Source organism: Flavobacterium sp. RSSA_27 (genome assembly GCF_051547125.1).
Taxonomy (GTDB): Bacteria; Bacteroidota; Bacteroidia; order Flavobacteriales; family Flavobacteriaceae; genus Flavobacterium.
Genome location: NZ_JBPTTN010000002.1, coordinates 324,541 through 345,934, shown reverse-complemented (window position 1 = coordinate 345,934; position 21,394 = coordinate 324,541). Strand labels below are relative to the sequence as shown.

General features: G+C 36.2%; 13 protein-coding genes. 9 read left to right on the top strand and 4 right to left on the bottom strand.

Annotation, left to right across the window (positions count from 1 at the left end):
* Positions 1 to 56: 56 nt before the first annotated feature.
* The 7 genes from ACSVH5_RS04340 to ACSVH5_RS04310 all read left to right on the top strand — a co-directional run bounded on the left by ACSVH5_RS04340 (position 57) and on the right by ACSVH5_RS04310 (position 5,798).
* Positions 57 to 983 carry a homoserine kinase gene (locus ACSVH5_RS04340; RefSeq protein ID WP_438060236.1) on the top strand — a complete coding sequence of 309 codons (927 nt, stop codon included), beginning with the start codon at positions 57 to 59 and terminating at the stop codon, positions 981 to 983.
* A gap of 139 nt (positions 984 to 1,122) precedes the next feature.
* Complete coding sequence (gene thrC, locus ACSVH5_RS04335) at positions 1,123 to 2,418, top strand: threonine synthase (RefSeq protein ID WP_438060235.1); 1,296 nt, start codon at positions 1,123 to 1,125, stop codon at positions 2,416 to 2,418.
* Positions 2,419 to 2,606: 188 nt separating this feature from the next.
* Entirely contained in the window at positions 2,607 to 2,891 is a 285-nt protein-coding gene (locus tag ACSVH5_RS04330; RefSeq protein ID WP_438060234.1) for a hypothetical protein, read from the top strand.
* A 585-nt stretch (positions 2,892 to 3,476) separates the two neighbouring features.
* Complete coding sequence (locus ACSVH5_RS04325; protein ID WP_438060233.1) at positions 3,477 to 4,265, top strand: PhzF family phenazine biosynthesis protein; 789 nt, start codon at positions 3,477 to 3,479, stop codon at positions 4,263 to 4,265.
* A gap of 223 nt (positions 4,266 to 4,488) precedes the next feature.
* A complete protein-coding gene (locus tag ACSVH5_RS04320; RefSeq protein WP_438060232.1) occupies positions 4,489 to 4,752 on the top strand; it encodes a hypothetical protein in 264 nt (87 codons plus the stop codon).
* Positions 4,753 to 5,104: 352 nt separating this feature from the next.
* The gene (locus tag ACSVH5_RS04315) at positions 5,105 to 5,632 is read left to right on the top strand and encodes a hypothetical protein (protein WP_438060231.1); all 528 of its coding nucleotides are present in this window, start codon (positions 5,105 to 5,107) and stop codon (positions 5,630 to 5,632) included.
* Positions 5,633 to 5,636: 4 nt separating this feature from the next.
* Positions 5,637 to 5,798 carry a hypothetical protein gene (locus ACSVH5_RS04310; protein ID WP_438060230.1) on the top strand — a complete coding sequence of 54 codons (162 nt, stop codon included), beginning with the start codon at positions 5,637 to 5,639 and terminating at the stop codon, positions 5,796 to 5,798.
* Positions 5,799 to 5,915: 117 nt separating this feature from the next.
* On the opposite strand, the gene ACSVH5_RS04305 is transcribed toward ACSVH5_RS04310, so the two are convergent.
* The 3 genes from ACSVH5_RS04305 to ACSVH5_RS04295 are packed head-to-tail and all read right to left on the bottom strand — an operon-like array spanning position 5,916 to position 10,021.
* On the bottom strand, positions 5,916 to 6,155 hold the full coding sequence (locus tag ACSVH5_RS04305) for a hypothetical protein (RefSeq protein ID WP_438060229.1): 240 nt from the start codon (positions 6,153 to 6,155) through the stop codon (positions 5,916 to 5,918).
* Positions 6,156 to 6,177: 22 nt separating this feature from the next.
* On the bottom strand, positions 6,178 to 9,633 hold the full coding sequence (locus ACSVH5_RS04300; RefSeq protein ID WP_438060228.1) for a DUF3427 domain-containing protein: 3,456 nt from the start codon (positions 9,631 to 9,633) through the stop codon (positions 6,178 to 6,180).
* Positions 9,626 to 10,021, bottom strand: coding sequence for a (deoxy)nucleoside triphosphate pyrophosphohydrolase (locus ACSVH5_RS04295; RefSeq protein ID WP_438060227.1), 396 nt, complete (start codon positions 10,019 to 10,021; stop codon positions 9,626 to 9,628). The genes ACSVH5_RS04300 and ACSVH5_RS04295 overlap by 8 nt, the downstream gene beginning before the upstream one ends.
* Positions 10,022 to 10,268: 247 nt before the next feature.
* Between ACSVH5_RS04295 and ACSVH5_RS04290 the strand changes: the two genes are divergently transcribed.
* Positions 10,269 to 15,215 (top strand): translocation/assembly module TamB domain-containing protein, encoded by a 4,947-nt coding sequence (locus ACSVH5_RS04290; protein WP_438060226.1) that lies wholly within the window; start codon positions 10,269 to 10,271, stop codon positions 15,213 to 15,215.
* 362 nt (positions 15,216 to 15,577) lie between these two features.
* Positions 15,578 to 17,866, top strand: coding sequence for a BamA/TamA family outer membrane protein (locus tag ACSVH5_RS04285; RefSeq protein ID WP_438060225.1), 2,289 nt, complete (start codon positions 15,578 to 15,580; stop codon positions 17,864 to 17,866).
* Positions 17,867 to 18,666: 800 nt separating this feature from the next.
* Here the strand turns inward: ACSVH5_RS04285 and ACSVH5_RS04280 are convergent.
* A complete protein-coding gene (locus ACSVH5_RS04280) occupies positions 18,667 to 21,168 on the bottom strand; it encodes a M14 family zinc carboxypeptidase (RefSeq protein WP_438060224.1) in 2,502 nt (833 codons plus the stop codon).
* Positions 21,169 to 21,394: the final 226 nt, after the last annotated feature.

The following is a 21,394-nucleotide window of genomic DNA, read 5'->3' as shown; positions in this document are numbered from 1 at the left end:
ATTCAAACTTAGAACAATAAAAACTTAGCTTCTCAGAAACTAAGAAACTAAAAAAAATGAAAGAAATAAAACTATTTTGTCCAGCTACTATCGCTAATCTTTCTTGTGGATTTGATGTATTGGGCATGTGTTTGGCCACTGCAGGCGACGAAATGATTGTGCGGACTTCTTCCAAAAAAGGGGTTCGCATCACCAAAATCGTAGGTGCTGATTTGCCTTTAGAAACCGAGAAAAATGTAGCAGGAGTTGCTGCTTTGGCATTACTAGAAGCTTTTGAAACAGAAATGGGTTTTGAAATCGAAATCTATAAAAACATTAAAGCTGGAAGTGGCATTGGAAGCAGCGCTGCAAGTTCAGCCGGAGCCGTTTTTGGAATTAATGAATTGCTTGGCCGACCATTTTCGCGCAAAGAATTGGTGCAATTTGCCATGCAAGGCGAAAAATTAGCCAGTGGCAATGCCCATGCTGATAATGTAGCGCCTTGCCTTTTGGGTGGTTTCACTTTAGTGAGAAGTTCCAACCCTTTAGACATTATCAAAATCGACAGTCCGACAGAATTATACGCTACGGTAGTTCATCCACAAATTGAACTCAAAACATCGGATGCGCGTTCGGTGTTGAAGCAGACTGTTTCCCTTAAGAGTGCCATTACGCAATGGGGGAATGTGGGAGGTTTGGTCGCTGGCTTGTACACCCAAGATTATGATCTTATTGGGCGGTCCTTACATGACGAAATCATAGAACCCGTTCGCAGTATGCTGATTCCTGGTTTTGATGCCATCAAACAAACCGCTTACGAAAACGGCGCACTGGGCTCTGGAATTTCAGGTTCTGGTCCTTCAATTTTTGCCTTGAGCGAAGGAGAAAAAACAGCCAAAAAAATAGCCGATGCCATGAGCAAAGTGTATGAAGAAATGCATTTGCCCTACGAAATCCACGTGTCGAAAATTAATCCAGATGGAGTTAGTATAATAGCCCTCTAATTATAGAATATAGAATATAGAGTTTGAACTAAGGTCTAAGGACCAATCACTAATCACTAATCACTAATCACTAATCACTAATCACTAATCACTAATTACTGTCAGCTCGAGCGCAGTCGAGAGCGACTAATCACTAAAAATGAAATACTACAGTTTAAACCATAATGCACCCAACGTTTCTTTTGAGGAAGCGGTGGTACAAGGATTGGCCTCTGACAAAGGCTTATATTTTCCCGAAACAATTAGCCCGTTGGCGGCTGACTTTTTTGAAAACATCGAAAAGCTATCCCACGAGGAAATCGCTTTTCAAGCCATTCAGCAATTTGTGGGCGACGAAATTCCAGCCGACAAGCTACGCCAAATCATAGCCGAAACGCTTTGCTTTGATTTCCCCGTAGTCGAAGTAGAAAATGGGATTTATTCTTTAGAATTATTTCACGGCCCAACGATGGCGTTCAAAGATGTTGGAGCGCGTTTTATGTCGCGTTGCATCGCTTATTTCAACCGAAACGACCCTTCAAAAAAGAACACAGTATTGGTAGCCACTTCTGGTGATACAGGAGGCGCCGTAGCGAGTGGTTTTTTGGGCGTGACTGGCGTAGAAGTCGTAATTTTATATCCATCAGGAAAAGTGAGTGACATCCAAGAACGTCAATTGACGACTTTGGGACAGAACATCAAAGCACTCGAAGTTGACGGTGTTTTTGACGATTGTCAGGATATGGTTAAAAAAGCATTCTTGGATCCCGATTTGGCCGATGTGCATTTAACTTCTGCGAATTCCATCAATATTGCGCGTTGGTTACCCCAAATGTTCTACTTTTTCTTTGCTTACAAAGCCTTGAAACAACAGCAAAAACCCTTGATCTTCTCCTGTCCGAGCGGAAATTTCGGGAACATTTGCGCAGGCATCATTGCGAAGAAATTAGGGGTACCTATCGAACATTTTGTAGCTGCTACCAATGCCAACGATACCGTACCGCGTTTCCTAGAAAATGGCGTTTACGACCCAAAACCTTCCATCGCCACGATTTCGAATGCTATGGATGTGGGTAATCCTAGTAATTTTGTGCGCATACAAGAACTATATCAAAATGATTTGAAACAATTCGAAAAAGATTTTTCGTCCTATACCTTTAGCGATGCTGCTACACTTGAGGCTATGAAAACCATTCAACAACAAAAAGGCTACATCGCAGAACCACACGGAGCAGTAGGCTATTTAGGATTGAAAAAAGAACTGCAAAACCATCCCGAAGCCTTGGGGATTTTCCTTGAAACGGCTCACCCTATCAAGTTTTCAGACATCGTCGAACCCGCATTGGGAGTGACTTTACCCATTCCTTCTCAAATAAAAAGCGTCTTGAATAAAGAAAAAAGAAGCACCAAAATCAAAATATACGAGGAACTGAAAGCATTTTTACAAAATCAATAATTCCTCCTCACCTATCCCTAAGCGACTTCAACATTGGAGTCGCTTTTTTTTCCAACCCATATAGGAGACGTTAACCACTTAAGAAAAACAAGTAGTGGTGGAAAGTTCAAGTTGGGCGAACAATAATGTACTATTCAAATTAGACGTTAACAAATTATAAAAATGCATAACTTTATTCAAAAAAAGCCATGAGACACTATAACCTAATTAAAAAATACGATAAAGCCAAAAGGCATTATGATGCGGGAAACTACAGCAGAGCCAAATCACTTTTTGAAAGTATTGTTTTTGAAATTTCCAGTTCGGATACCGAATCTATGGCAGATTTAAATTTATGCAATTCCGCGGAAGAATATCTTTTTGAAATTGAAGAAAAAGCATTCAATGAAGAAAAGTCTCCCAAAAACAGAACCTTATTCTTCATTTTTAGCCTACTGATCCTTGCTATCGTTTTATATTTTATACTGAATTGATGAGATCCTTACCATTTTATTTCCAAAAATAAATCCTCAAAGGGATTCGTATCATTCAAATTTTAGTATCACAATTAGTAGTGCGTGTCTACAAGCTTAACCGCAAAGAGCGCAAAGGGTTACGCAAAGGGCGCAAAGTTTTGCTACTTTTCAATCTGTGAAAATCTGTGTAATCTGTGTCTACAAGCTTAACCGCAAAGCGCGCAAAGGGTTACGCAAAGGGCGCAAAGTTTTGCTACTTTACAATCTGTGAAAATCTGTGTAATCTGTGTCTACAAGCTTAACCGCAAAGCGGGCAAAGGGTTACGCAAAGGGCGCAAAGTTTTGCTACTTTTCAATCTGTGTCAATTTGTGCAATCTGTGTCTACAAGCTTAACCGCAAAGAACGCAAAGGGTTACGCAAAGGGCGCAAAGTTTTGCTACTTTTCAATCTGTGTAATCTGTGTCATTTTTCCACTTTCTTAAAATTCGTGGCGAAAAAAAATTGGTGTGTTTGCCGAGCTCTTTTTATACCAGAAACTACAGAATCCAACGATAAATCCTTATTTTTGGTGGATTTACAAACCTTTTTCCCGCTACTAAACCATGAAATTAGACTTTTATCAAATTGATGCTTTTACCGATACCTTATTTGGAGGAAATCCAGCTGTAGTTGTTCCTTTACAAGAGTGGTTGCCAGATGCCCTTTTATTGAAAATCACCCAAGAAAATGCCGTAGCAGAAACCGCTTTTTTTGTGGATAAAGGCGAAAAAATACACCTGCGTTGGTTTACTCCAGAAATTGAAATGGATTTGTGCGGTCATGCCACGTTGGCTACCGTTCATGCTTTAAAAACCATTTTGAACGATACCAGAACCACTTTTGTCTTCGAAACACTCAGTGGTGAGCTTACGGTTAAAGTAAAAGACGACTACTATTTTTTGGATTTTCCATCTAGAATGCCGCACCCCTGCCCGCTTCCTGACCACTTAAAAGCAGCCTTTAGTGTGGCTCCTAAAGAAGTCTTGAAAGCTAGAGACTATGTTTTGGTTTATGATGACGAAGAAACGGTAAGCAACATTCAAATAGATCGCAACCATTTTGACCAATTCAGTATGGCAACTGGGGGTGTAATTGTAACGGCTGCAGGAAAAAATAGCGATTTTGTCTCGCGCTTTTTCACACCCCAAGCTTCACTACTCGAAGATCCTGTAACGGGTTCAGCACATTGCTCTTTGATTCCGCTTTGGGCTGAACGATTGGGAAAAAATAAACTCTATGCGTTGCAAGTTTCAGAACGACTTGGAAAACTTAACTGTGAATTGCGTGACGACCGTGTTATCATTAGCGGCCAAGCCAAAACCTATGCCGTTGGATCTTTTTGGACAACATAAGAAATTCTAAAAAGCAAAAAACAAAAAACAAAAAACAAAAAGCAAAAAACAAAAAGCAAAAAACAAAAAGCAAAAAACAAAAAGCAAAAAACAAAAAGCAAATGACAAACCATAAACCACGAACAATAACCAATTAAACGATTAAACGATTAACCAATTAACCAATTAACCGATTAACCGATTAACCGATTAACCAATTAACCGATTAAACAACAAACCCATTATGACATTCAAAAAAATACTCCTAACCACTGTATTCACTATTTTACTAATTTACTTGGTATCCTTAGTGGTTTTACTGCTATCGAGTGGCGGTCCTACAAATCATTGGGAAGCATTTAATCCTTTGTACCAACACGAAACTTGGTTGTTTGTCTTTGGTTATTCGTTAGGCTATTGGGGTTATGCTTTGATGGCGGTTTTGTGGTTGCTACTGTTTAGTGTCGTGTACCAGTTTGTAAATAAAACCTTTTTTAACAACCACTAAACAAAAACAACTTCATAAAAAAGACACAACCACGCGCTAGCATTACATTGCAAGTGAATAAGTTGCATTGGGAGCAGCCCGCCTAAGGACCGCAAGTACGTCCCCTCCCGTGATACGTTCTATCTTTGTAGCCTCGTTCAAAAAAACGAGGCCACAAAGGATGCCACTACTCCCGGGGCTAGCCAGAACGAATAAGGTTTCGAACAACTTCAAATAAACAAAACTCTCTATTATACTTTGTGCGAAACGGAATTATACAATATAATTAGAAGCTCACTATATATTTTATTTCATAGTAGTTTCTAGCTAATTTACTATTCGTTTAACTCAAATTATTTCGTATTTTTGAGGTATGGGTAATAAAATTCAATTAGAGCAAGATTTCATAATTGACAAATTAACAGATTCAATTTTGAATACAATCTCTGGAGACAGTTTTCAAACTGAAGTTAGCAGATTGACCACAACTGATTTAAAAAATATAACCAAAAAAAATGGATGGAATTTTGATTGGAAATTAGAATTCAAAGATTTAAAAAAAGAAGTTTACAAACTAACTATTGTAAATAACGCATCAATTTTACAAGGTCTTCTAAGTATAACTATTGAAGAAGACCATATTTATATGAATTTACTTGAAAGTTCTCCTTTTAATATTGGTAAAGATAAACTGTACGAGGGTGTTGCAGGAAATCTAGTAGCTTATGCTTGTAAAGTTTCTTTCCAAAAAGGTTTTGATGGTTTTGTAGCATTTACCGCTAAAACAAACTTAATTAAGCATTACGAAGAAAATTTAGGTGCTTACCATTTTAAAAATCAAAGAATGATTATTGAAACCGAAGCAGCAAAAAAGTTAGTAAAAAAATATTTTAAATCGTAAAAATATGAACATCATAAAGGAACCCAAAGGTGTAGATTTTATCATTCAAAGTCCTCCTTTAACTGACCAAGAGAGAAAAGAAATTAGTGACTTTATTGCTAGTAGAAAAGCTAAAAAAGTAGTTACTAAAAAAATTGGAAAAGAAAAAACTACAGTTAAAAAATAGATACTGAGAACATCCGTTTTGACTATTTTCAAGGTATACTTGACAAAAAAAACATAAAACAAACAACGCTTCTCTGGGAAGGGAGAAGCGTTTTGTTTTTATTAATTATAACCTATTCTATTCTGGATAATGCATAGCAAAATAATTTTTCATCGCTTTTTCCATAATGATTGTATCCAATTCGAGTAACTTCTTTTTAATGTCCCAACCTTCAATCAAAACTTCATCGTTAGCATCAATTACTTCTCCCTCCAATTTTCTCAAAAGAATATCACTCAATAAAATCGAGTCACAGGAGTAATAATTTGGATAATAGGTTTCTATGAAAGACCAGTAGTATTGAAAATGACTTGTCATAAATGATTTAACTATTTAAAAATTAAGAAATAATAGAAATAAATTCACCAACAATCCTCATGTTTTTTCCATTTTCCTCATTTATTTTAATGTCTTTATAAGTGGAGTCAAAAGAATTTGGCTTCAAAATAATTGATTCATGAAACCAATTATCTTCATTCACAATCTTTTCACTTGCATAAGTTTTTATTGTAAAAGCTGAATTGAAATCATTGTCATAGACATCGTAATTCTCAACTAAAACAATTTTCCCATTTCTACTGCCACCAGTATAAGGTTTAAACAAACAAATAGAGCCATTAGGAATTACCCTATTCATTGATTCTCCAATAATTTTACATGCGAAATAATCATTATTCTTGTTTAAGCTTTCAGGCCCCTCAATTAAAGTAAATTCTTTAGCTTCTTGCATTTCACTAAAAGTTCCAGCAGCAGCATAAAAATTATAAAGTGGAATAGGATTTTTTAATATTGGCTCAATATCTTGAGAAATTTCTAATTTATTTATATCAATCTTGTTCTTAATAATGTTTTGTTGAGAAACTTTATTTTTAGATATTCTGTTTTCTTCTAAATAATTATACATAAAACTAGAAACAGGGCTTTTTAAATTGAAACCAATTTTTACAACTGAAATCTGTTTTCCATTATCATTACTCATAGTTGTTTGCTCAATCTTATTTAAATTAGGCTCTATTTCACCCATATAATAAAAGTCCATACCTTCATCATTGTTTTTTTTGATAAATAATGGAAGACGAATTGGACCTTTTTTACCTAAAATTGATTGAACATCATTACTACTAATAGTGCGATTAGATTTTGACATCCAATTAAATTCCTTATTATTTATAAATTCATCCTCATATTTTGTTGATTCAGAAATATGTTCTTCTTTATGATAGTTTACAAATATTGGACAATTTGAATTGTCTGGACTTACTAAATAACCACCAACATTTTGAGCAACAGGGTTTTCCGAAACATTCAATATTCTAAAAACATCTTTTCTAGAATACTTTCTGTATAAAATAAATCCATTTTGCCATTGGTCTCGTTCAAATAATTTATTGAACTCATAAATAGAATAATTTATTGAATCAACAAGATATCTCTTAAATGTATCATTATGCAAAAAAACAACAAAGTCGTCTGAAAATAAAAAGCTTTGATTTTCAATTTTTATAATATCCAAATCATAAATCTTCTTTGCGGAAATCAACTTTCCATCTTTTTTTTCTCTTATAAATTCAAAATTTAAGTTTGAAACACAAGAGTTTATTGTGTCATCGGAAATCAAGTATTGATATTTTTCATAAACAAAATCCTTTAATCCGCTAACAGACAGCACTTTGTTTTCAATTAATAATTTAATTATCAAAGATTCTTCTAACCTCTTAGAATTATTTATTTCTTTACTGAAAAGTTCTAAAACTTTAATCTGTTTATCGGATAATGTTACATTTTCATCCTTCACTACTCTAACAATGAAATTATAATAAGAATTGGAATAATCCACATATAAATATGGATCTCTTGATCCATGCTCTATAAAATCCATCATCATTGGTGTCCTACCAAGCTTGAACTTCAATAAATTATAATCTTTTCTCAAATCAGCCAACAATTGCATGTTTGCTGAATCTATAGATTGAAAAATTTTCTCTTTAGTAATTTCATCAAAGTTGATAGTTGATGCACCTGGAATCATTCTACTTCCTTCAGTAATTAATTTTCGTAAGGAATCTTTATTATAAGAAGTATCTCCATATAAAGCAATTGGAATTAAATAATTGTTACTATAATTCCCAATAAAATCAATAACAGTTACATAGCTTTTCCCTTCAACTTTCCTTAAACCACGACCTAATTGCTGTATAAAAATAATTGCTGATTCAGTTGGTCGAAGCATAATAATCTGATTTATTTTTGGGATATCGATACCTTCGTTGAAAATATCTACCGTAAAAATGTAATCAAGTTTTTCATGTAAATTATTTGACTCTAATTTTTCAATTGAATTTGCCCTCAATTCATCTGAACTATCTCCAGTTAAAGCAACTGTTTTAAAACCTTTTTCATTAAATAACTTAGAAAGTTCAATTGCCTCATTTTTCCTTGAGCAAAAAATCAGACCTCTGGTTATACCATTATCACTTCCATAGAAACTTGCTTTTTCAATTATTTGACTTACTCTTTCACTAGAAATTAATAAGTTAAAATCTGTCTTGTCATCAATTTCAGTATTTTCAACACATAAATCTGTTACACCATAATAATGAAATGTACTAAGCATTTCTTCTTCCATTGCCCTATTCAACCTAATTTCATAAGCGATATTGTGGTCAAATAATTTAAAAATATCATTCCCATCGGTTCTCTCCGGAGTAGCAGTCATTCCTAGAAGAAACTTTGGTTTAAAATAATTTATCAATCTTAAATACGATTCGGCACCAGAACGATGAGTTTCATCTATTATTATGTAATCAAAATGTTCTTTAGAAAAGTTTTCTAGATTTGTGCTTTTAGAAATTGTTTGTACTGTTGAAAATATGAAGTCACAATCTAACTCCCTCTTATCACCTGAATACAACCCCATAGATTTACCCTTTCCAAAAACTTTCTTAAATGTTCTTAGTGCATCTTTTGCTATAGTTAATCTATGAACTACAAATAACAATTTTCTAGGATTAAAATAATGAGCATCAAATGCTGATAGATAAGTTTTTCCAGTTCCAGTTGCAGAGATAATTAAAGCTTTGTTCATTTTATCTTCTCTTAACTGTTTTAAATTCTCTAATGCTTCTTTTTGCATTGAATTTGGAACTATAACAGTTTGTGATTCAGTTATATTCTCAAAAGATTTCTTTTTATTAAGTATGAATTGATTTTGATAAATTTCATCATAATTAGATATAAAATCAGGTGTTACTTTTGTTGCTTTCTCAAAATCTTTATTAAATTCATTAATTACTTTATCTACAATTCCACTTTCGTCTAAAGCCGAAATTTTTACATTCCATTCTTTATTTGTTGCAAGAGCCTGAGCAGTTAAATTACTACTACCTACAATTATATTATAATGTTCTTTGCTTTTAAATATATATCCCTTTACATGAGCATTTCCTGTAACAGCAATTCTTAAATCAATATTTTTAAACTGTAATAATCTACGTAATGCTTCAGGCTGAGTAAAGTTCAAATATTGGGATACTAAAATTCTGCCATGAATCTGACGATTTTCTAATTCTTTTAATTTGTTGATAATCGTTGCAACTCCACTTGTAGTAACAAATGCAACAGAAATATAAAATTGAATACAAGTATCGAGTTCGTGAAGTATTGTTGAAAGTACTTTCTTTGGAGGATTTTTTTGATTGACTAGTAGCTCAGGTTGATATGCTACATCAGATAAAATATTTTTATCAATATAACCTGTTTGCAAACTGGCATTGAATATTTCTATTTTTCTATCCATTATTCATTAATTTATTTACTATAGGTATATCTGCTTCTGCCCAATCTAATTTATTTAAATCTGTCTTTTTTAACCATTTAAAATCAACATGTTCAGTTAGTACTAATTCACTTGTGCTAACATTACATATAAAACTATGCATTTCAATAATAAAATCTGGATATTCATGCTTTACTGTCAAAAACTCATCTTTGACATCAATATCCATATTCAACTCTTCAAAAATTTCTCTTTTAATACAATCTACTCTAGTTTCACCTTTTTCTAGTTTACCACCAGGAAATTCATATTTCATTGAAATATAATCATATTTGTTAACTCCCCTTTGAACACAAAGAATTTTATCATCATGTATAATAACTGCCGCAACTACCTCAACGAATTTCATAAAATATTCATGTTAAAATTTAAAAAAACTATCAAAAAATTGAAACAAAAAAATAGTTTTAAAAGATAATAGCTTTTTTTATCAAAACTACAAAAATTTAAGTATTGTAATGATCAATTACTGCTTATTGAAAAAAACATTTTTTATTTTTTTAAAATAAGAATTTTTATACTTTTCTACTCCACCCCCAAACCCACCACTTGCTACTTTGTTTTAAAAAAGCTACTTTTATGCTAAAATCGCTCTTTTGAAACCTATAATCCAAAAAAGTATTTCGGTGGTACGCAAAATAGTCTTGGGGACTGTCCTCATGCTATTGGTTTTGGGTATAGCGCTGCATTTGCCTTTTGTACAAGGTTTCGCCAAAGACCAAGCGATCGATTACCTCCACCAAAAAATCAAAACCAAAGTACACATCGACTCGCTTTCGTTTGGGCTTTTTCAACCCCTACAACTGCACGGCTTGTATTTATCCGACCAAAAAAAAGACACTTTACTAGCAGGACAACACCTTGTAGTCGATTTTAGCCTAATCGATTTGATGGGCAACCAACTAACGTTAAACAGCATTACACTAGAGGGCATCACTGCCAAAATAGACCGTAACCGTCAAGGCACATTCAATTTTGATTACATCACCCAAGCGTTTGCTTCTCCAGAAAAACCAGAAGAAGAACCTTCAAAACCTATGGCTATGGTGCTGCGTAAAATCAATCTGAAGCAAATTCGTTTCGTTTACAATGATGCCAAAGAGCCCCTCAAGGCCACACTTCAACTCAAACATTTCGACACCGAATTCAAATCTTTTGATATAGCACAACAAGAAATCGACTTACCTAAAATCAAAGTCACTGGACTCACCGCAGCCGTAACCCAAGCCCTAAAAGCAACGCCTAAAACGGCAGTGGCCAACAAAATAGTTAGCGCCCCAACGCCTGATTGGAAAATCAAATTGGGTGAAATGGATTTTCGCAAAGTACAAGTCGATTACTTAGAATCGGTTCAAAAAACCAAAGCCCACGTTTCCTTCAAACGCTGGTACACCAAAATAGATTTGATTGATTTGGCCAATGAACTCGTGGTCATCAACACTCTGAATTTTGAAAACCTAAGAGGTGCCGTAGCTTTGGGTAGAGTGAATAAAATTGCAGCTCCCAAAGTCACCAACCCCGCCGAAAAACCCAACCAATGGGAAGTGAAAATCAATCAAACCGATGTTGCTCAACTGTTTTTTCAGTTTGACAACAACAACTTCAACCGTTTGTCAAAAGGATTGGATTACAACCATATCCAACTCCAAAAAGCCCATCTCAAAGCGACTAATTTTCATTACAAACCCGAATCGATTGCGGTCAACGTAGCCTCTTTTGCCGGAAAAGAACAAAGTGGTTTGGTCATAGATTCCCTGTCCACTGACTTTTTCTTTGGTCACAAAAACAGCTATTTGAAAAAGTTGTACCTCAAAACACCTCAAACCCTTTTGCGCAATCAAGTACTTTTGGGGTATCCATCCATTGCGACTCTGAGTAACAATCCGGGGGAACTATCCATAAAAGCGAATTTAAAAAAGAGTCAGTTGGGTTTCAAAGAAGTGCTTTTGTTGGCGCCGCAATTGGCCAATACTCCTCCATTTGCGAGTAATCCTAAAGGAATTTTACTCATTAACAGTACCGTTTCAGGCAAACTCAATCGCATCGAAATTCCCAACCTTGAAGTGAGCGGCATTGGCAAAACTAAATTACAAGCTAGCGGTTCAATCATAGGCTTACCCAATGTAGACCAAGCCCGATTTGACATCGCCATTCAAAATTTTGAGTCCACTGCCAAAGACTTACAACAATTCGCACCCAAAGGAAGTTGGCCTTCCAACCTTAGCTTACCCAATCAATTGAGCGGAAAAGGAAGTTTCAAAGGAACGATGCATTCCTTTTTTACCGATGTGGTGCTCAATAGTAGTTTTGGCAAAGCCAAAGTAAAAGCCACCTTTGACCAACGCCAAAAAAACAAAGAACGCTATGACGCCCAAGCCGAGTTGACGAATTTTGATATCGGTCGTTTGATTCAGAATAAAGATTTAGGAAAAATGAGTAGCCGCATCCGCGTAAAAGGAACAGGATTGGACCCCAAAACAGCTACCATTGTAAGTACAGGAACGGTTTCTAAAGTGGTGTACCACAACTATGCGTATCAAAATTTGAGTTGGAATGGCGCAATGAAACAAGGACTTTTTGAAGCCACGATGGATGCGAACGACCCCAATTTGACCTTTAATCTAACTGGAACTGGAGGTATGAACGGTAAATCGCCAAAAGGAAATGCAAAACTCCATTTAGACATAGCCGATTTAGAAAAACTAAACCTTCACGCGGGCCCTTTAAAACTGAAAGGCGAAGTGGATGCCAATATGCTTTCTGCCGATTTGGACAGACTTAACGGAACGATAGTCGCACACCAACTCGTAATCACCAATGAAAAAGGTGCGTTCCCAGTAGATTCTATTCAATTTAAAGCGGTTTCGAATAAAGAAAAAACCGAATTACTATTGAATTCTAGCCTTATGGATGCGACTTTGGAAGGACAATTCAACATTAGTCAATTGGCAACGGCTTTACAAAATTCGATAGCGCATTATTACAATACGACACCAAAAGCCAAAAGAAAAACAACGGCTCCACAACACTTCAGCTTTACGCTCCATACCAAAGAAAGTCCGTTGTTTGCACAGTTAGTACCCGATGTAAAGGAATTGGTTCCTCTTCAGTTTTCGGGTAGCTACAATTCGGTAAACGACTCGATTGCAGTCACAGGAAAGATACCAAAATTAGTCTACGGTAACCAAACCCTAACCGCTGCTAATTTGAATATTGCTACTAATGACAATGCGCTAAACTATAGCATTACCATTGACGACATACAAAATCCACAAATGCAATTGCCTTTTACTTTACTGTCTGGAAAAGTAGCCAACAATCAAATCGATTATGCCTTGCAACTTAAAGACAACAAAGACAAAGAGCGTTATTTTCTTGCAGGCAATGTAACAACCAGTCAAGGCAACACTTTATTGCATTTGGATAAAAATGCCTTGCTGAATTACGAAAATTGGCAACTACCAGAAAACAATCAAATCGTTTCGACACCCAAAGGATTGATCCTTTCGGATTTCAAATTAGAACACGAAGGGAGCAGTATCAGTGCGCAATCGCAAACGCCAATCGCCAATGCCCCCATAGCTTTGGCCTTTGAAAATTTCGACATCCAAACGCTAAGCAGTATGGTCGAAAAAGACGACTGGCAACTTAGCGGAAAAATCAACGGAACGGCTGTGGTCAAAAACATAGCAACACAACCGCTTTTCACCTCGGACATAAAAATCGACGCCTTTACTTTCAAAAAAGAAGCCGTAGGCGATTTTGTGATTCAAATTAAAAACGAAAAACAAAACCAATACGATACGCACGTAGCGCTTACCGGACAAGAAAATGATGTTCAATTAAACGGGAAATACAATAGCCAAAGCGATACTTTCGATATGAAATTGGCCATAGCAAAACTCAATATGCAAAGCATTCAAGGCTTTTCTTTGGGACAATTGATTAAAAGTAGTGGTTACTTATCTGGTAACTTCGACATCAAAGGAACAACTGCTGAACCAAATTTAAATGGACTCTTGCAATTTAACAATGTAGGCTTCAATGTAAAACAACTCAACGCTACTTTTAATTCCATAAATGATGCCATCACTTTTGAAGACCAAAAAATCATCTTTAAAAAGTTTACGATAAAAGATGAAAAGAATAATGACTTAACTATTGATGGTCTAATTAACACCGCTTCTTTGGACAATCTCGCTTTTGATTTAACCATTGATGCCGAAAATTTCAAAGCCATTAACTCTAAAGCCAAAGACAACGAATTGTTCTATGGCGAATTATTCCTAGACAACCACATCACTATTGCTGGAACGAGTAAAAATCCAATAATCAAGGGCGCAATTAAAGTAAATAAAGATACTCGCTTTACTATTGTTGTACCTCAATCCGACCCCTCAATAGCCGATAGAGAAGGCATTGTTGAGTTTATCGACCAAGACCATCCTGTTTTGGTGACCACTTTAAATGGAGATAAAAAAGCCAGTCAAAGCGACATTATGGGTATCAATGCATCAGTGGATATTACGGTAGACAAAGACGCTGAATTGACGATGATTATTGATAAAACCACAGGCGATTTTGTAAAAGTAAAGGGCACAGCGCACTTAAACGGTGGCATTGACGTCTCGGGAAAAACAAATTTGACCGGAAAATATGAGCTAGAAGAAGGCGTATATGAAATGACGTTCAGTTCCATCAAAAGAAAATTCGACATCAAAAAAGGAAGTTATATCATTTGGAAAGGCGAACCTATGGAAGCCGACATCAATATTACCGCGGTGTACAAAGTGACCACGGCGCCTATCGACTTGGTGTTAAACCAAATTGGTAGTGTTTCAGAGGCAGAAAAAAACACCTACAAGGAGAAAATTCCGTTTGAAACCGAGCTGAAAATGACAGGCGAAATTATGAAGCCGGAAATTGCATTTGATATCGTACTACCAGAGAACAATTCGGTTTCCTCAAAGGTGATGAGTACCACCAAAGCCAAACTCGACCAATTGCGTCAAGACCCGAACGAAATGAACAAACAGGTTTTTGCTTTATTGGTTTTGGGTAACTTTATGGGTGACAATCCATTGTCGAGCGAATCGGGATTCTCTGCCGAATCGATGGCGAGAGGAAGTGCAAGTAAAATTTTATCGAACCAATTGAACAATCTAGCCGGTGATTTAATTAAAGGCATCGATTTGAATTTTGATTTGCAATCTACCGAGGATTATTCTTCGGGTAAAAAAGAAGAAGCAACTGACTTGAACGTTGAAGTTTCCAAAAAACTATTCAATGATAGGGTAAAAGTGACGGTGGGCAGTAGTTTTGAATTGGAAGGCAGCCAACAAGCCAATGAAAAAGCTACCAACATTGCAGGCGATGTGTCTATCGATTACCAAATCACAAAAGACGGTCGCTATAAAGTGAGAGGCTATCGCATCAACAAATACCAAGTAGCGCTTCAAGGAGAAGTGGTCGAAACAGGCGTTTCTTTCATCATTACGATGGATTACAATAAATTTAAAGAATTGTTTCAGAGAAGTAAATAAACATTAGTTGAAATTGAAGAGTACTTAATAAATTAAACCATAGATAATAAGAGATCAAGCTTAAGTAAAAAAATCAATAGTAAATGGTAATTATTATTTTCAACATTGTCTGTAAAATTTTTCTCTGGTGATTTACTAAACAATAGTCTCGCAAAGACGCAAAGACGCAGTTTACACAAAGTTTTTTTGCGACTTTGCGACTTTGCGAGAAATCAATAAAATGATAGGAATAGTAAAACGTCTTTTTTTTCTTTTAAAACAAAAAAATCTATGCCTTTAGCCTAGACTCAGGCATCGAAGTGTGGTTAAAATTAATGGTAACCGTTAAGTAGATGAGTAATCAAAACCAAAGTACAGTGAAAATGTATCACAAAATAGTAGTCATTTTGCTTGTCGCCATCGGGCTTCAAAGCTGTTCTTCTACTAAAAATCTAGCAGAGGGCGAATTGCTGTATACGGGTGCCAAAGTAACGGTTGAAGGGCCAAGCAGCTCAAAAGAAAAAAAAGCTTTGGCTACAGAATTGAGTGCTTTAGTACGTCCTATTCCCAATCAATCTTTCTTAGGTATTTATCCCAAACTATCTCTTTACAATCTGGCAGGAACACCCAAAACCGAAAAAGGATGGCGGAATTGGTTGCGAACCAAAGTCGGAGAACCACCCGTTTTGAATACCAAACTAGATTCCGAATACAATCGGTTAGTGCTCCAAAACTATTTGGAAAACAAAGGTTTTTTCAATGCCAAAACCAAAGCGGACACAATAATAAAAGGCAAAACGATTCAGGCGATATACACCGTAACACCTTCCAAACAGTACCGTATCAAAAAAGTAGTTTTCCCGAAAGATTCTTCGGACTTGTCCAAAGCTATTAGCAGTACCGAAAGAAGAAGTTTGCTCAAAATTGGCAATACTTACAGCCTAGAAACCATAAAAGAAGAGCGCATCCGCATTGACGAACGCTTGAAAGAACAAGGCTTTTACTACTTTAGCCCCGACTATTTGAAAATTCAAGTGGACTCAACCGTAGCCCAACAAGAAGTCGATTTGATTGTAAAAGTAAAAGAGGAAACACCTGCTCGTGCCCGATTCATTTACAAAATCAATCAAATTGTAATTTATCCCAATTACACCTTGGGAGCCGATACCATCAGTGCCTCTAAAAAAGCGGTAACCCAATACAATGATTTTACAATCATAGACCGAGATTCCTTGTTCAAACCCAAAATTTTTGATCGTGCCTTGTACTTCAAAAAAGGAGACGTATACAACCGTACCAATCACAATTTATCCTTAAATCGTTTGATCAATTTGGGTACATTTAAATTGGTAAAAAATGAATTCCACCCTTCATCAATCGAAGGAAATTTTTTAGACGCCTTTTATTATTTATCCCCTTTAGAAAAAAAATCATTGCGTTTTGAAGTTTTGGCCAAAACCAATTCGGCCAATTATAATGGTACCGAATTGAATGCCAATTGGAGCCATCGCAATACGTTTAGAGGCGCCGAGTTGCTTTCGATTGCAGTTTTCGGAGGGTATGAAGTGCAAATCTCTGGACAAAACAATGGTTATAACGTTTACCGCATAGGAACCGAAGCCAATTTGATTTGGCCGCGAATGATTTCGCCCATCCGTTTCAAAATGAGCAATCGCTTTACTCCAAAAACTAAGGCAACTTTGGGTTATGAATTTCAAGACCGTCAGCAATTGTATACCTTGCAAACCTTTAAAGCCCTTTTTGGTTATAACTGGAAAGAAAACGCAAGAAGAGAACATAGCCTCAACCTAGGTGAAGTTGTTTTTGCCCGACCACAAAACGTAACCCAATTGTACCTTGATCAAATAACTATAAACCCTTCACTAGGCAAAGTGATTGAGCGTCAACTTATTTTTGGTCCCACCTACTCGTACACTTACTCCAACACCGAACAAAAAAGAAAGAAACACACCATATATTACAAAGGAGCGGTAGACTTATCCGCTGCGGTTACGGGCCTGATAACAGGGGCCAACATCGAAAAAAAAGATACGCTAAAAATCTTTGGAGTACCCTTCAGCCAATATGTGAAATTCGAAAATGAATTTCGCCATTTTGTGAAATTAGGAAAAGAAACGCAATTGGCGAGTCGAATTATTGTAGGAGCCGCTTTGCCTTTTGGGAATTCTAAAGAAATGCCTTTTATCAAACAGTTTTTTATTGGCGGAACCAACAGTATTCGTGCCTTTAGAGCGCGTTCTATTGGGCCTGGAAGTTTCTTAGATCCAGCTTTGAACACTAATGGCTTTTTGGCGGATCAATCAGGAGACATCAAAATCGAACTCAACACGGAATATCGAACTACCTTGTTTAGTTTTGTGAAAGGAGCCGCTTTTATTGATGCGGGAAATATTTGGTTACTCAATGAAAATAAAGACAAACCAGGAGCCCAATTTTCGAAAAACTTTATGAAAGAAATGGCGGTCGGCGCTGGACTTGGATTGCGTTTTGACTTTAATTTTTTGATACTTCGAACGGATTTTGCTTTCCCCCTTCGCAAACCTTACCTGCCTGAAGGCAATCGCTGGGTCATGGACCAAATCAATTTGGGAAGTGGCGCATGGAGAAAAGAAAACTTGATTTTTAATTTGGCGATTGGGTATCCGTTTTAGTATTTCTTAAACATATAAGACATATAAGGTCATATAAGTTGTGGTGTGTTGTTGTTAAGTAAAATAGAAGAACAAATAAGTTATTGGTGAATAAATCTGTTGAGAAAATTTAACCGCAAAGTTCGCAAAGCGTTACCCAAGGGTCGCAAAGTTTTCCAACTTTTAATCTGTGAAAATCTGTGTAATCTGTGTCTACAAGCTTAACCGCAAAGCACGCAAAGGATTACGCAAAGGGCGCATAGAATAAACAATTAAACAATTATCCACATATATTTAAACATATGGGTCATATAAGGTCTTTTAATTTGTAATGTGTTATAGCTTAGTAAAATAGAAGTACAAATAAGCATTCTTAAAATATTCGTGGTAAAAACTTAACCGCAAGGAACGCAAAGGGATACGCAATGAACACAAAGTTTTTTTTATCTTTCAATCTGTGTAAATCTGTGTAATCTGTGTCTACAAGCTTAACCGCAAGGAACGCAAAGGGATACGCAAGGAACACAAAGTTTTTTTTTCCTTTCAATCTGTGAAAATCTGTGTAATCTGTGTCTACAAGCTTAACCGCAAGGAACGCAAAGTACACTAATAATCTTTGTGTTGCTTAGTAACTTCTTCGTGTTTCTTTGTGAAAAAAAAAATTTTACCGCAAGGAACGCAAAGGGATACGCAAATGGCGCAAAGAATAAACAATTAAACAGTTAACCAATTAAACACTTATCCGATTAAACACTTAAACAATCAACAAAAAAAACGCGACCCCTAAGAATCGCGCTTTGTAGTTTTAAAACAAAAAATGGCTAGTTCACCAAGAACAAAGCATTGCTAAAGAGTACATTTCCGTTTTCCCAGAAGGCTCTAAACAATGGATTATCTACCATATAAATTACTTTTCCAGAACCTTTATAGTCTATAGCAAAATTTACCGTTTCGGGTAATTCTTTACCAATTTGGTGGCCTACAAAACCATAGCTTTTGTAACCTTTAGGAACATACGCAATATTGGAAGCGTTTTTCAATAAAGCATAATGACGGCTATCGGTTTTTAAACTGAAATATTTTTTACCTAAACCAAAGGCCATAGGATGAGTAACATCCAAAACATTTTCGATAATTGCGCCAGGAATAGCATCCGACATCGCACGTCGCTCTTCGTTGGCCGAATCTAAGAAACGTTTTTTCAACTCTTTTTCTTTGGCTGTTTTTTCTGCTTTTTGCTTGTCATCATCCGTCGCGTGCGCATTCAATGCGAAACCCTCTTTTCCATCAAAAAGATCCAAAGCTCCGTTCATCGCAATGATTTTTCCACCGCTACTCACCCATTCGTTGATGCGTTTTTGTTCGCTATCAGAGAAATCATAATTGCCATCTGCCAAAATCAAGGTGTTGAATTCGTGCAATTTTACTCTTCGGAAACGATCCACATCAACTATGCTTACAGGATATCCAACGGTTTCCTCTAAATAATACCAAACCGACCCAAAATCAGTTGAATTGACTCCTCTACCTGACAAAAACAAGATTTTCGGAGCCGTCAACAACGGGAAATTTTCCCCTCCTAAATCTCTGGCATTTTTCGAATATCCAGAAGATAGTACAGAGAAATCTGATTTCTTTTTCACGATTTCACCCACTACTTTTTCAAAATCAACCACTTTTGGATTATCGCTTTTGCTCACGATTAAACCACCAGGTTCTACAGTTGTGCTTCCAAAAACAGCTTGTTTCATTGCTGAACGTACTTTGATGCCTTTTTGGTGCAATAATGCTACCACTTGAGCCGAAGTACGATTGTTCCAAGGAATATGAAACGCATACACTGAACTCGGAATAGACGAAGAAGCTACTTCAATGGATGGTTTTGTTTTGATATTGATAGCATTTTTCAAAGCATAGCCTTCTACGCCATACGCTAATGGTAACGCCCAAGCCGTAATGTCATAGGACAAACTATCATTCAATTTATGATTAGGTTCAAACAAAATTTGAGCAAAAACGGCTTTTTGTTGGTCCACTTTTACAATCATATCATTCGGTTCAATGGAAAAGCTGTTCTCTTTTTTCGTTTGATAATTAAAACCACTTGCTGATTGTTTGGCATCGGCATACGAAAATTCGATTTTGTTTTTTTGCAGCAAATCGGCCAATTGCTCTAGTTTAGGATTGCTTTTCATCACATAGGTAGCATACTTCCCTTTCATGGTTTTTCTAGAAGTATTCATAAACCCTCTAAACCCTTTCAACAAAGGCTCCACTTGAGAAGCTGCCGATTCAACGATTGTCAAAACCGTTGTTGCATGATGCGTTAAACGATCTTTGATGGTCAAAACTTCTCCGTTTTCTAGCGTTACTGCTCTACCCCCACCTATACCACCTTGCTCAACTGTCATACCTACAGCTCCATGATAAGTAGGATACGTATCACCATAACTAGGGTAAAACAAATCAAAGCGCTCGCTAGTGTTGTACAACCAGTTTTGAGCATCGAATTTAGCCGATATGTTTTTTCCTAACAGCGCGTGAAAATCCCTTTGATAGGGTTCAATAAACTCATGCAACGGCTCGGCTGATGGTGGGAAAAAGTAAGGCGAATTATAACCTTGTTCGTGCACATCAGTATGCACTTGAGGCATCCATTGGTTGTACAAAGCAATACGTTGCTGGCTTTCTTTCTGGGTTTGCCAAGCCCAATCTCTATTCAAATCAAAAATATAGTGATTGTAACGACCGCCTGGCCATTCTTCCATATGCTCTCTATCGGTAAGTCCCGGATGTGTGTTTTTCCCAGCGATTTCATGCAACCAATTTCCGTATCTTGAATACCCATCAGGATTCACACAAGGGTCAAGAATAACCACGGTATTTTTCAACCATTCTTTGGTCGTTTTATTTTCTGGATTGGTCAATTCGTAAGCAACAGTCAAAGCACTTTCCGTTCCCGCCCATTCGTTTCCGTGAACGTTGAAACTCAACCAAACAATTAGTTTATCGTCTACCGTTTTGGATTGATTGGGTGCCATTCCAATGGCTGCTAAATTGTTCAAACGAATTTGCTCCAGATTGGCTAAATTCTCAGGAGTAGAAATATAATACACCTTCAAGTTGCGGTGCTCTGCCGTTTGTCCGTATTGATACGATTTTATAAATGGCGTTTGTGTTACCAAATGTTCAAAATAATCTTCAACTTGATGGTAAAAAGTAATGTGTTTGCCATAATCAGGAATGAACTGAGAAGGGCTTTTAACTTGGGCCGAAACCCAAGCAGTGGTGACTAAAAATAAAGATAGAATTAGTTGCTTCATACTGTTTTTGGTTTATTAGAATTCAAAAATAGGGAAAGCCAAGGGAATGACCTAAATAAATTACAAACTTACCCAGTCCTAAACTTGGTAGCTTTTTTATAGTAAAAACTCTCAAAAAAAAAACTGAGCTATAAACATTTAAATCCTTTCAATTACGAATATGCGCGAGGATTTTATTTTCACACCACAAATAAAAAAAGTAAATTTGAGTGAAACTCTTGAAAAA